The sequence below is a fragment of the Nocardioides luteus genome, from assembly GCF_015752315.1.
Taxonomy (GTDB): Bacteria; Actinomycetota; Actinomycetes; order Propionibacteriales; family Nocardioidaceae; genus Nocardioides.
In genome coordinates, this window is record NZ_JADOVJ010000001.1 from 1772428 (window position 1) to 1785306 (window position 12879).

At 70.3% G+C, this 12879-nt stretch carries 12 protein-coding genes; 7 read left to right on the forward strand and 5 right to left on the reverse strand.

The annotated features are described in order from the left end of the window. Positions 1 to 38 precede the first annotated feature (38 nt). Positions 39 to 1130 carry an N-ethylmaleimide reductase gene (gene nemA, locus HD557_RS08510; RefSeq protein WP_196873562.1) on the reverse strand — a complete coding sequence of 364 codons (1092 nt, stop codon included), beginning with the start codon at positions 1128 to 1130 and terminating at the stop codon, positions 39 to 41. 23 nt (positions 1131 to 1153) lie between these two features. Further along, positions 1154 to 2329 (reverse strand): ROK family transcriptional regulator, encoded by a 1176-nt coding sequence (locus tag HD557_RS08515; protein WP_008357686.1) that lies wholly within the window; start codon positions 2327 to 2329, stop codon positions 1154 to 1156. 165 nt (positions 2330 to 2494) lie between these two features. Here HD557_RS08515 and HD557_RS08520 point away from each other — a divergent pair, with 165 nt between their 5' ends. From HD557_RS08520 to HD557_RS08535, 4 genes are all read left to right on the forward strand, one after another. Continuing rightward, positions 2495 to 3766 carry an ABC transporter substrate-binding protein gene (locus HD557_RS08520; RefSeq protein WP_008357684.1) on the forward strand — a complete coding sequence of 424 codons (1272 nt, stop codon included), beginning with the start codon at positions 2495 to 2497 and terminating at the stop codon, positions 3764 to 3766. Positions 3767 to 3849: 83 nt separating this feature from the next. After that, positions 3850 to 4788 carry a carbohydrate ABC transporter permease gene (locus HD557_RS08525; protein WP_008357682.1) on the forward strand — a complete coding sequence of 313 codons (939 nt, stop codon included), beginning with the start codon at positions 3850 to 3852 and terminating at the stop codon, positions 4786 to 4788. Continuing rightward, positions 4785 to 5654, forward strand: a complete 870-nt coding sequence (locus HD557_RS08530) for a carbohydrate ABC transporter permease (RefSeq protein ID WP_008357680.1) — start codon at positions 4785 to 4787, stop codon at positions 5652 to 5654. Before HD557_RS08525 ends, HD557_RS08530 begins: the two co-directional genes overlap by 4 nt. A gap of 7 nt (positions 5655 to 5661) precedes the next feature. Further along, the gene (locus HD557_RS08535) at positions 5662 to 6897 is read left to right on the forward strand and encodes an AGE family epimerase/isomerase (RefSeq protein WP_196873563.1); all 1236 of its coding nucleotides are present in this window, start codon (positions 5662 to 5664) and stop codon (positions 6895 to 6897) included. Here the strand turns inward: HD557_RS08535 and HD557_RS08540 are convergent. Beyond that, positions 6855 to 7766 (reverse strand): dioxygenase family protein, encoded by a 912-nt coding sequence (locus tag HD557_RS08540; protein WP_196873564.1) that lies wholly within the window; start codon positions 7764 to 7766, stop codon positions 6855 to 6857. The genes HD557_RS08535 and HD557_RS08540 overlap by 43 nt on opposite strands. A 98-nt stretch (positions 7767 to 7864) precedes the next feature. Here HD557_RS08540 and HD557_RS08545 point away from each other — a divergent pair, with 98 nt between their 5' ends. Then, complete coding sequence (locus tag HD557_RS08545) at positions 7865 to 8359, forward strand: MarR family winged helix-turn-helix transcriptional regulator (RefSeq protein WP_307785567.1); 495 nt, start codon at positions 7865 to 7867, stop codon at positions 8357 to 8359. On the opposite strand, the gene HD557_RS08550 is transcribed toward HD557_RS08545, so the two are convergent. After that, complete coding sequence (locus HD557_RS08550; RefSeq protein WP_196873565.1) at positions 8360 to 9622, reverse strand: alpha-L-fucosidase; 1263 nt, start codon at positions 9620 to 9622, stop codon at positions 8360 to 8362. 5 nt (positions 9623 to 9627) lie between these two features. After that, the gene (locus HD557_RS08555) at positions 9628 to 10236 is read right to left on the reverse strand and encodes a TetR/AcrR family transcriptional regulator (protein WP_196873566.1); all 609 of its coding nucleotides are present in this window, start codon (positions 10234 to 10236) and stop codon (positions 9628 to 9630) included. Between the two features lie 145 nt (positions 10237 to 10381). Here HD557_RS08555 and HD557_RS08560 point away from each other — a divergent pair, with 145 nt between their 5' ends. Then, the gene (locus HD557_RS08560; RefSeq protein WP_196873567.1) at positions 10382 to 11770 is read left to right on the forward strand and encodes an APC family permease; all 1389 of its coding nucleotides are present in this window, start codon (positions 10382 to 10384) and stop codon (positions 11768 to 11770) included. Between the two features lie 56 nt (positions 11771 to 11826). Then, positions 11827 to 12879, forward strand: coding sequence for an agmatinase (speB, locus tag HD557_RS08565; RefSeq protein ID WP_196873568.1), 1053 nt, complete (start codon positions 11827 to 11829; stop codon positions 12877 to 12879).

Sequence of the window (12879 nt, forward strand, 5' to 3'; positions counted from 1 at the left end):
TCCTCCGCCGTGCGGGTTCAGGTGAGGGACGGGTGAACTCAGGCGGTCCACTCGGGATAGTCGGTGTAGCCGGCCTCGCCGCCGCCGTAGAAGGTCGACAGGTCGGGCTCGTTGAGAGGCAGGCTCTCCTCCAGGCGCCGGGGCAGGTCCGGGTTCGCGATGAAGGTGCGTCCGAAGGCGGCCGCGTCGATCAGGTCGGCCTCGAGCAGGCGGGCGGCCTTCTCCGGGGTGTAGGCGCCGGCGGCCACGATCGGGCCGGGGTGGGCGGCGCGCAGCTGCTTGCGGTAGTCGTCGGTCAGCTCCGGGCCGCCGGCCCAGTCGGGCTCGGACAGATGCAGGAACGCGATGCCGCGCTTGCTGATCTCGGCCGCGAGGTAGAGGCCCATCTCGGCACCCTCCGGGTCCTCGAGACCGTTGAAGGAGCCGATCGGGGAGATCCGGATGGCGACGTGCTCGGCGTCCCACTCGGCGATGACCGCGTCGAGCACCTCGAGCGTGAGCCGGGCGCGATTCTCCAGGGAGCCGCCGTAGGAGTCGGTGCGCTCGTTGCTGCTCGCGCTGGCGAACTGGTGGAGCAGGTAGCCGTGGGCGGCGTGGATCTCGACGAGGTCGAAGCCGGCCTCACGGGCGTTGCGCGTGGCGCGACGGTAGTCGTCGAGCAGATCCGCGATCTCGGAGGTCTCCAGGGCACGGGGCGTGGGGCAGTTGACCCGGTTCGGGGTGCCGTCCTCGCCGCGTACGGTCGTGCGGTTGCGGTAGGGGAGCGCGGAGGCGCTGACCGGGAGGTCGCCGTCGTGGAACGACTCGTGGGAGACCCGACCGGTGTGCCACAGCTGCGCCGCGATCCGGCCGCCCGCCTGGTGGACGGTGTCGGTGACGTGGCGCCACCCCTCGACCTGCTCGGCCGAGTAGATGCCCGGGGTGTCCATGTAGCCCTTGCCCTGCGGCGAGATCTGCGTGCCCTCGGAGACGATCAGCCCCGCCGAGGAACGCTGGCGGTAGTAGTCGGCCATCAACGGGTTGGGTACGTCGCCCGGTCGGCTGGCGCGCATCCGGGTCAGCGGCGCCATCAGGACGCGGTTGGGGAGGGTCGTCGAACCCAGGCTCAGCGGCGAGAACAGTGAGGTCATGTGGCGCTGAACTGAGCGCTCGCTCATATTGTTCCCGAATCCGGCGCCGGAGTGACCGAGCCGGCGATCACCAGGGCCCCCATGACGCCCGCCTTGTCGCCGAGCTCGCTCGGGACGACGTCGAGGGCGGCGGCGGTGTCGGGCTGGGTGAAGCGGTCGATGGAGTCCTTGATCCCGAGGACGAACGACTCCGAGTGGCGCATCGTGTCGCCCACCACGATCAGGGCCGGGTTGAGGTGGTTGCAGAGGTCGGCGAGCACCCGGCCGACGGCACGGCCGGCGTCATCGAGGATCCGGTTGACCCGGATGTCGCCCTCCTGGGCGAGCTCGAGCAGCCGCTCGACGCTGAGCGTCTCGTCGTAGGCCGGTTGCAGCAGCTCGACCAGCCGGGCGCCGCCGAACGCCTTCTCCAGGCAGCCGCGGTTGCCGCACCGGCAGATCGGGCCGTTGTCCTCGAAACGTACGTGGCCGATCTCGCCGGCGATCCCGGTGATGCCCCGGTAGAGCTTGCCGGCGAGGACCAGCCCGGCGCCGATGCCGCTGGAGGCCTTGACGTAGATGACGTCGTCGACGTCGCGCGCGGCGCCGTACTCGATCTCGGCGAGGGCGCCGAGGTTGGCGTCGTTCTCGATCTGGACGGGCAGGCCGATGCGGCGGGCGAGCTCCTCGCCCGGGGCCAGGTCCATCCAGTTGCCCAGGATGGGGGAGACCACGATGCCGCTGTGCGGATCGACGGGTCCGGGGATGCCCATCCCGACGCCGAGGACCCGGTCGTTCCTCGGGTCGACGCCGGCCTCGGCCAGGCAGTCGCGCACGAGGGCCGCGGCACGATCGATGGTCTCGACGGCGGAGTTGTCGACGTCGAGCCGGATCTCCCGCTCGACCAGCGGTTTCGTGGCGAGGTCGGCGACCGCGACGCGGACGTGGCGATGGCCGATGTCGACGCCGACGAGGGTGCCGGGGGCGCCGCTGATGGTGAGCAGCGAGGGCGGGCGGCCGCCGCCACGGGCCAGGCCGGGGCCGGTGGTCTCGACGATCTGCTCGGAGGCGAGCAGCTCCTGGACGATGCTCGACACGGTGCTGCGGGAGAGCCCGGTGCGCTGGGCGAGCTCGGCGCGGCTGACCGGCGCCGACCGTCCCAGGAGGTCAAGAACCTGGGATCGATTGGTGGCGCGCAGCCGCGACTCCGGAGAGGTCATGCCGTGACTGTAGGTGATTATGTCGATTTGCGACAGATCTCAGGTTGAAAACGTCCCGCGTTATGCGTTGACTCGACAGAATGGAGAGGCGTACGTTGTCCCGGCACGCGACCGCGAGTAACCCAGATCACACCGACGTGGCGGTCGCGCAACCGGAGGACAAAGATGAACGCAACGCGTAAGGCCCTGGCCGCCGGCCTGGCCGCCCTGAGCCTGCTGGCGGTCTCCGCTTGCGGGAGCGACAGCGAGAGCGGCAGCACCGACGAGGTGGAGGTCTTCACCTGGTGGGCCGAGGGTAGTGAGAAGGCCGGGCTCGACGCCCTGGTCAAGGTGTTCGACGAGCAGAACCCCGACCTGAAGTTCGTCAACGGGGCCGTCGCCGGTGGCGCCGGCAGCGACGCGAAGAACGTGCTTCAGTCCCGCCTGCAGAACGGTGAGCCCCCGGCCACCTTCCAGGCGCACGCGGGTGCCGAGCTGACCGACTACATCAACGCCGGCCAGATCGAGGACCTCAGCGACCTCTACGAGGAGAAGGGCTGGAACGAGCAGTTCCCCGAGGGCCTCCTCGAGCGGCTGACCCAGGACGGCGGCATCTACTCCGTCCCCTCGAACATCCACCGCGCCAACGTGATGTGGGCCAACCCGGCAGTCCTCGAGAAGGCCGGCATCGAGGCCAACAAGACCTACGACTCGCTCGACGCCTGGATCGCCGACCTGAAGAAGATCAAGGCCAAGGGCATCATCCCGCTCTCGATCGCGACCGACTGGACCCAGGTCCACCTGCTCGAGACCGTGCTCCTCGCCGATCTGGGCGCCGAGGCGTACAACGGACTCTGGGACGGCACGACCGACTGGGGCGGCAGCGAGGTCGAGGCCGCGCTCGAGGACTACAGCACGCTCCTCTCGCTGACCAACACCGACCGCCAGGGTCTCGACTGGCCGGACGCGACCCAGCTGGTGATCGACGGCCAGGCCGCGTACAACGTGATGGGTGACTGGGCCGAGGCGGCCTTCCAGGAGCAGAAGAAGACGCTCAACACCGACTACACCGCGGTCCCGGTCCCCGGCACCGACGGCGTCTTCGACTTCCTCGCCGACTCGTTCACGATGCCCGTCGACGGCCCCAACCCCGCCGGCACCGAGGCCTGGCTCGAGACCATCGCGAGCGACGAGGGCCAGGTCGCCTTCAACAAGGCGAAGGGCTCGATCCCGGCCAGCACCACGGCCGACACCGCCGACTTCGGTGAGTACCAGCAGACCGCGATCAAGTCGTGGGGCGAGGACGAGATCGTCTCCTCGCTCGCCCACGGTGCCGCGACCTCGGTCAACTGGCTGACCGACGTCACCGCCGCGGTCGCGAAGTTCGGCAGCAACAACGATGTCGCCGAGCTCCAGGAGGGCCTCGTCGAGGCCGCCGAGGACAACAAGCCCGAGTAAGCGATTCATCATCTGGGCCGAGGGACTGCGGCTGCCCCCATGGGTCGCAGCCCCTCGGCCGCCCTTTGTGAAAGGACGGACACATGTCCTCCACGGTGCCCAGCGCCGTCAGGCGACCCAGACGGGCGAGGGGCCGCATCGGCGGCCACGGGTGGGTCGCCCCGGTACTCCTGATCCTGCCGACCGTCATCGTCATCGGCGTCTTCGTCTACGGCCTCATCGGGTCCAACATCCACACCTCCCTGCAGGACCGCCACCACATCGGTCCGTCCCAGGGCTTCGCGGGTCTGGACAACTACCGCGACCTGTTCACCGACGACGACTTCATCTACTCCCTGCGCAACCTGCTGCTCTACACCGCGACGTTCCTCGTCGGCACCCTGTGCCTGGGGTTCCTGTGGGCATGGCTGCTGGAGCGCAAGGCCCGCGGCGAGTCGCTGTTCCGGGCCATCTACCTGTTCCCGATGGCGGTCTCGTTCGTCGCCTCCGGTGTGGTGTGGCGCTGGCTGCTCAACAACGCCGAGGGTGACCGCGCCTCCGGCCTGAACCGGCTCTTCGGGTCCCTCCACCTCGACTTCCTGCAGAACCCGTGGTGGACCGACGAACGGTGGGGCATCCTGGCGATCGCCGTCCCCGCCATCTGGCAGCTGAGCGGCTACGTGATGGCCCTCTTCCTGGCCGGCTTCCGCGGGATCCCCGAGGAGCTGCGCGAGGCGGCCCGGATGGACGGCGCCTCGGAGTGGCAGCTCTACCGCCACGTCATCTTCCCGCAGCTGAGCCCGGTCGCGCTCTCCGCGATCATCATCATCGGCCACATGTCGCTGAAGGTCTTCGACCTGATCATGGCGATCGCGGGCCAGACGAACTACACGACTCAGGTGCCCGCCACCCAGATGTGGATCGAGTTCACCCGTGGCGACTACGCCAAGTCGGCCGCCATCGGGACGATCCTGCTCGTCATCGTGGCCATCCTGATCGTCCCCTACCTCGTCTCCACCTACCGTCAGGAGCGTCGCCGATGACCACCGATGCCATCCCGGCAGCCGTCGCGACCAGGATCCCGGGCGAGCGCTCGCGCGGTGTCTGGCGCACCGTCAAGTACGTCCTGCTGATCCTCTTCGCGCTGGTCATCCTGCTCCCGGCGTACGTCCTGTTCGTGACCAGCTTCAAGGGGCTCGGCGACGCGACGCCCGCCAACGCCTGGAAGCTTCCCGAGTCCTGGGAGACGGCGGGCTGGGCGCGCGCCTGGGAGCAGCTCGGGCCGGCCCTGGGGCGCACGTTCGCCATGGTCATCCCGGCCTCGATCATCTCCTCGGTGCTCGGCTCGATGAACGGGTTCGTGCTCTCCAAGTGGCGTTTCCCGGGCGCCGACGTGGTCTTCACGCTGATCCTGTTCGGGATGTTCATCCCCTACCAGGCCGTGATGGTGCCGCTGGTCCAGCTGATGAGCAACCTCGGCGTCCCGAACGGCGTGCCGAGCCTGATCGTGCTGCACGTGGTCTACGGCCTGCCGATCACCACGCTGATCTTCCGCAACTACTACGCCGGGGTCCCGGTCGAGCTCGTCGAGGCCGCTCGGGTCGACGGTGCCGGCATGCTCCGGACGTACGCCTCGATCATCCTGCCGATCTCGGCGCCGGCGTTCGTGGTGGTGCTGATGTGGCAGTTCACCTCGGCCTGGAACGACTACCTGTTCGCGCTGTTCTTCTCGACCTCGCGCAACGGGCCGGTCACGATCGCGCTCAACTTCCTGGCGAGCGGTCAGCTGCAGGACTACTCCGCCAGCATGGCGGGCGCTCTGATCGCGTCCGTCCCGACGCTGATCATCTACATCCTGCTGGGCCGCTACTTCGTCGGCGGGCTGATGGCGGGGTCGGTCAAGGGATGATCGGCCGATGATCGACCCGGATGCCGAGTGCCGCCGGCTGGCCGGGTTCGCCCGGGCATCGGCGGCCTCGCCCGCCGGGTTCTGGTGGCTGGACGAGTCCGGCCGCCCGGACCCGGCCGAGCCGGTGCACACCTGGATCACCGCCCGGATGACCCACGTCTTCGCGCTCGCCCACCTGCGAGGGGATCTCCCGGGCGGCACGGCGGTCGAGCTGGCCGAGCACGGCGTCCGCGCGTTGAACGGCGCCCTGCGCGACGACGAGTTCGGCGGCTGGTACGCCTCGGTGTCCGGGGAGGGCGAGCCGGTCGGCACCCTCAAGGAGGCCTACGCCCATGCCTTCGTCGTCCTGGCCGCGAGCAGCGGCGTCGCGGCAGGTGTGCCCGGGGCGGACGCGCTGCTCGACGAGGCGCTGGGCGTGCTGCAGCAGCACTTCCTCGACGACTCCGGCCGGGTGATCGACAGCCTCGAGCGTGATCTTCGCTCGGGGGAGGCGTATCGCGGGGCCAACTCCAGCATGCACACGGTGGAGGCGCTCCTGGCCGCCGGTGACGTCACCGGCGATGCCGCGTGGCACCGGCGGGCGCTGGCGATCGCCGAGCACCTGATCCACGGTGTGGCCCGCGCGCACGGCTATGACCTGCCCGAGCACTTCGACCTGGACTGGTCGCCGCTGCTCGACTACAACGCGGACCGTCCCGGTGACCCGTTCCGTCCCTACGGCTGCACGCCCGGCCATCTGCTGGAGTGGTCGCGGCTGCTGCTGCACCTCGACGCGACCGTGGCGGACGCGCCGGCATGGCTGGTCGAGGACGCCCGGGCGCTCTTCGAGCGCGCGATCGAGGTCGGTTGGTCCGCCGACGGCGAGACCGGCTTCGTCTACACCACCTCGTGGGACGGCACCCCGGTCACCCGGCTGCGGCTGCACTGGGTGGCCGCGGAGGCGCTGGCCACGGCCGGCGCCCTGCACACCCGCACGGGCGAGGCGGTCTACGACGAGTGGCGTCAGCGGTTCGAGGACTACATCGAGGCCCACCTGATCGACCGCGAACTCGGTAGTTGGCACCACGAGCTAGACGAGCACAACCGTCCCTCGCACGTGATCTGGCACGGCAAGCCCGACGTCTACCACGCCTACCAGGCGCTGCTGCTCGCCCGGATGCCGCTGGCGCCGGTGCTGTCGGTGCAGCTGCGCGACGCGGCTCAGGCTGCCTGGAACGAGCGCCGGGAGAGCCCGAGCCCGTAGCCGTCCAGGGTCGTGGTGACCGGAGCCGTCGGGTCCGTGGCCGCACCCAGGGTGACGAAGAGCGGGGTGAAGTGCTCGACGGTCGGGTGGGCGTACGGCATCCCGGGGGCGGCGGTGCGGAACCGGGCCAGCTCGGCGACGTCGCCGCGGTCCAGGGCCTCGGCTGCCCAGGTGTCGAAGTCGGCGGACCAGCCGGCGGGCTTGTTCTCGGTCATCATCTCGCGGGTGATGAACGGGAGCCCGTGGGTCATGTGGCCCGAGCCGACCACGAGCACGCCCTCCTCGCGCAGCGGGCGCAGACGCTCGCCGAGGGCGAGCAGCTTGTCCGGGTCCTCGGTGGGCAGCGAGAGCTGCACGACCGGGATGTCGGCGGCCGGGTACATGATCTTCAGCGGCACCCAGGCGCCGTGGTCGAGGCCGCGGCGGGTGTGCTGGTGAGCGGTCTCGGTGTCGGGCATCAGCGCCGCGGTGGTGCGGGCGAGCTCGCTCGCGTCCGGGGTGTCGTAGCGCAGCGAGTGGTAGATCGGGTCGAAGCCGCCGAAGTCGTAGACCAGGTCGTCGGGGCGGGTCGCGCTGATCGAGAGCGGCGCCGACTCCCAGTGCGCGGAGATCACCAGGATGGCCTTCGGCCGCGGCAGCGAACGCGCCCAGGCGTGCAGCGGGTCGAGCCACTCGGGACTCTGCAGCGGCAGCGGACCGCCGCCGTGGGACAGGTAGAGGCTCGGCAGCGGCCCGTCCGCCGGGGTCCAGACGCGATGCGGGTCGGCCGCCTCGCGAGCCTCGACGGCGCGCAGGTGCTGGGCGAACGGATGCGTCTGGGGGAGGCGGGCGTCCGCGGCGGCGGTCGTGCTCTGGGGCGCGGTGGTCATGGCGGTCTCCTGCGGCTCAGGCCAATAGTTGTTGCTTGAACTAACTCTAGGCGACCGGTGTTTGTTCCGTGCAAGTTTCTGCGGCAGACTCCGTGGGCGTGGAGGGCAACTGGCTGTCGCCGGCGGAGCGGGCGGCATGGGTGCGCCTGATCGCCGTTCTCGAGCTGCTCCCGGGTGCTCTCGACTCCCAGCTGCGCCGCGACGCCGGCCTGACCCACTTCGACTACGGCGTGCTGGCCATGCTGTCGGAGGCGCCCGGTCGGACGCTGCGGATGACCGAGCTGGCCGGCTACACCAACGCGACGCTGCCGCGACTCTCGAATGTCGTCAAGCGCCTGGCCGACCGTGGCCTCATCGAGCGACTCGCCTGCCCGGGCGATCGCCGGGCGACCAACGTACGTCTCACCGAGGCCGGCCACGAGAAGATGGTCGCCTCGGCCCCCGGCCACGTCGACGCCGTGCGGGAGTACGTCTTCGACTCGCTGAGTCCCGAGCAGGTCGACCAGCTCTCCGAGATCGCCGGCACCATGCTCGAGCGGCTCGATCCGACCGGCGTGAAGAGGCCGCCCCTCGAGGAGACGGCGCCCGAGTAGTCAGGCCTCGTGGGGCCGGTGCACCGACACCTCGCCGTCGAGCTCGAGCGCGATCACGGTGCACAGCGGGTCGAGGTCGTCGTCGGTGGTGAAGACGTACTCCCAGCCGGGGACCTCGTGGAGCCCGCCGACGCGCTGATGGTCGAGCTCGGCGCCGGTCCCGAGGACGTACGCCTTCAGGACCCGGTTGCGCAGGCCACGGACCACGACGTAGTCGTTGGGCCGGTCGAAGACGTAGAGGAACAGGGTCCGGCCGTCCGCGGAGACGGCGGTCGGACCGTAGAAGTGGCCGTGCGGGAGACCGCGGCGGATCCCGCGGACCGCGGGGGAGTGGCGGGCGATCCAGTCGCCGAGCGCCTCGAGACGCTCGGTCTGCTCGGGCGTGATCGTGCCGTCCTCGCGCGGGCCGACGTCGAGGAGCAGGTTGCCGCCACCGCCGATCGTCTCGACGAAGGTGCGCACGATCTGGCGCGGCGACTTGTGGTTGTCGTCCTGCGGCTGCCAGCCCCAGGAGTCGTTGATCGTCAGGCACAGCTCCCAGGGACCCTCCGGCGGCTCGACCGGGACGCCCTGCTCCGGCGTCACGTAGTCGCCGTGGCCGAGCATCCGGCCGTTGACGACCATCTCGGGCGCGAGCTCGCGCAGCTCGGCCCGCAGCTCGCGCATCCGCCACTGCCGCTCGTCGCGCTCCCACTCGCCGTCGAACCAGAGCAGGTCCGGTGCGAAGCGGATCACCAGCTCCCGGATCTGGGTGCGGTGGAACTCCAGGTAGCGCTCCCAGCGCTCGGGCTCCTCCGCGCCCGGGCGAGGGACCGCGTAGGGATTGTCCTGGACCGAGGGGTGCTGCACGGCCGGGCGCACGGTCGCGTAGTCCGGGTGCGTCCAGTCGAGGTGGGAGAAGTAGATGCCGACCTTGAGCCCCCGGCGGCGTACGGCCTCGACGAACTCGGCGACGAGGTCGCGGCCGGCCGGCGCCCGCTTGACCACCGACAGGTCGTTGGCCTCGGTGTCGTAGAGGGCGACGCCGTCGTGGTGCTTGGCGGTGAGCACGGCGTAGGTCGCCCCGGCCCGCTCGAAGAGCTCCGCCCAGGCGTCGGCGTCGAACTCGGCGGCGGTGAAGCGCTCGATCTGGGCCATGTAGTCGGCGTAGGGGACCCGGCCGTCGTAGAACGACCAGGACTCGCCGACGCCGTCGACGCTGTAGATGCCCCAGTGGACGAAGATCCCCAGCTGCGCCTCGGGGAACCAGGAGGCGATCGGCATGCCCGCTACCCCCGGTCTTCGGCGATGTGTCCGGCGACGGCGGCGCGGGTGTGCTCGAAGGCGCGCTCGCGCAGCGTGGTGCCGCCGCCGGTGACGATGCCGATGCTGAAGCCGTCCCACATCGCCCGCAGTCGCTCGGAGACGGCTTCGCGGTCGGGCACCTCCGGGAGCGCGGCGGCGAAGAGCCGGACCAGGTCGGCGTGCCATTCGTCGTCCATGGCCCGCTGTGCCGCGGCGAGCTCGGCGTCGTACGGCGCCCGTGCCCACAGCTCGAGCCAGAGGAGCCAGCGCGGGTCGCGCTCGTCGAGGGCGAGGTAGACGTCGACGAAGGACAGCAGCGCCTCGACGCCTCCTGAGCGGTCCTTCTCGACCTTCTCCAGGATCGGGGCCCGCTGGGCGGCGTACTCGTTCTCGCTCCAGCGCAGGGTCTCGAGGAGCAGGCCGTTGCGGGTGCCGAAGTAGTAGAGGAGATGGCCGCCGCTGGTCCCGAGCCGGGCGGCGAGCGAGGCCATCGTCACCTTGGCGAGCCCCTCCTCGGCCACCATCTCCAGCGTTGTCGCGAGCACCTGCTCGCGCGGTCGTTCCAGGCGTCTGTTGGAGCGTGTGCGCGTCACCTCGACAGTGTCTCCTCGTGCTCGCTGGGTGAAATCTTCGGTCCCACCCCTTGACTCTAGCGGTGATCTGGGTCACTTTGAATGCCGTTCAAAGTTTTGTACAGCGTTCAAAACTCGCTGTACCCTCATCCCAAGGAGACCCGCGATGATCGAATCCATGCAGATGAGCCCGGAAGAGGTGACGCCGGCGCACGAGCGACGCCGGCTCGCGCGGGTGCTCGGACCCGGTGCCGCGGTTCTGCTGGTGCTCTCGTGCATCACGCCCGCCTCGAGCCTGTTCATCATCGTCCCGGAGCTGTTCGCGACCCAGGGGAGCGGCGCGGTGCTCGCCGTCGTGGCCGGCTTCGCGGTCTCGGTCGCGATCGCCGCCTGCTACGCCGAGCTGGGCACCCGCACCGCCAGCTCCGGCGGTGAGTACGCGATGGTCACCCAGACCCTCGGCAAGTCGATGGGCTGGCTGACGTTCTCCCTGGCAGGCGTGCTGCTCTGGCTCATCCCGCCGATCTTCGCCCTCGGCACCGCCGACTACCTCGCCGACCTGGTGGAGCTGCCGCGGGCCGCGACCGGCGCGATCGTGATGCTCCTCTCGACCGCCACCGCGATCCTCAACATCAAGGCCAACGCGGTCGTCACCGGCACCTTCCTCGCGCTCGAGATGATCGCCGCCGTCGTCGTGGTCGTCCTCGGGCTCGGCCACGTCCAGCGCGGACCCGGCGAGCTGGTGAGCCCGCACGTCATCGGCGAGAACGGCCTGGAGCCGTTCACCCTGGCGATCCTGATCTCCGGCCTCGCGGTGAGCACGTTCCTGGTCAGCGGCTTCGGCACCACCGTCTACCTCGCCGAGGAGATCGTCGACCCGCGCCGCAACGTCGCCCGCGTGGTCTTCTGGACCCTCGGCCTGGGCGGCCTCGTCATCCTGGCCCCGACCGTGACCACGGTCCTCGCGGTCGACGACCTCAGCGACCTCGCCTCCGGCAACTTCTCCCAGTGGGTCGCCGCCTGGGGCGGCGAGCGTGTCGCGGTCGCCGTCAACGTCGCGATCGCCATCGCGATCCTCAACGCCGTCATCGTGATGGTGCTGCAGAACGCCCGCGTCGTCTACGCCTCCGCCCGTGACCGCTCCTGGCCGACGCCGGTCAACGCCGTGCTCACCAAGCTGCACCCCCGCTACGCCACCCCGTGGCTGGCCACCCTCGTCATCGGCATCCCCGGCGCCATCCTGGCCGGTGCCGTCGAGATCGAGGCGCTGCTCGGTGTCACCTCGGTGGTCATCTCCACGATGTACGTCGTCGTCGCCATCGCCGCGCTCCGCGCCCGTCGTCAGCGCCCGGCCGCCGAGGGCTGGCGGATGCCGCTGTGGCCGCTCCCGCCGCTGGTCGTGATCGGCGCGATCGGCTACGCGCTGGCCGGCTCCGCGCGGACCGACATCCTGATCACGGTGGGCGTCGTCGTCGCCGCCCTCGCGTACTACTACGTCTACCTCGCCCGCCGACCGGGCGAGCGGTTCCTCGTCGTCGACCCGACCGAGGACTGAGCACCACCGACAAGCCGCCGCCGAATCCAGAGAATCGAACGAGAGAGAAGAACGCCATGGCTCGCTACGGAACCCAGTTCGGCCCCGACATCACCTTCCTCGGTGTCGACCGGTGTGACTGGGCCGACCCCGCGACGTACGAGGGTGCCGACGTGGTCATCCTCGGTGCCCCCTTCGACGGAGGTACGTCGCACCGGTCGGGCACCCGGTTCGGCCCGCAGTTCATCCGGCAGACGTGCTACCTGGCCCACGACGGGTCAAGGCCCTCGCTGGCGATGCGGGTCGACGCGCTGAAGGACCTCCGGGTGCTGGACGCGGGTGACGTGGAGATGTTCTCCGGCGACGCGGAGCGCTCGGTGCGCGATCTGCAGGAGGCCGTCCACGCCGTGACGAGCAACGGCGCCATCCCGCTCGTGCTGGGCGGCGACCACACGATCGCCTGGCCCGACGCCGCCGGCGTCGCCCAGCACCTCGGTCAGGGGCGGGTCTCGATGATCCACTTCGACGCCCACGCCGACACCGGGGACATCGAGTTCGGCTCGCTGATCGGCCACGGCCAGCCGATGCGCCGGCTCATCGAGTCCGGTGCGCTGCGCGGCGACCGGTTCCTGCAGATGGGCCTGCGCGGCTACTGGCCCGAGCCCGAGACGCTGGACTGGATGGCCGAGCAGGGCATGCGGTCCTACGAGATGACCGAGATCGTGCACCGCGGCCTGGAGGAGTGCCTCACCGAGGCCTTCACCATCGCCACCGACGAGTGCGACGGCGTCTTCCTCTCCGTCGACATCGACGTCTGCGACCCCGGGCACGCCCCGGGCACCGGCACCCCGGAGCCGGGCGGCCTGACCGCCCGTCAGCTGCTCGACTCGGTCCGCCGGATCGCCTACGAGCTGCCCGTGGTCGGCATCGACGTCGTCGAGGTCTCCCCGCCCTACGACCACGCCGACATCACCTCGTTCCTCGCCAACCGGGTCGTCCTCGAGGCGCTCTCGGGCATCGCTCGGCGCAAGCGCGACCAGGCCGACGGGACCCGCTGGGACCCGAGCCTCCCGCTGCTGGCCCAGCGCCCGGACCGGCGACCCACCCCTACCGACGATCAGGAGAACTGA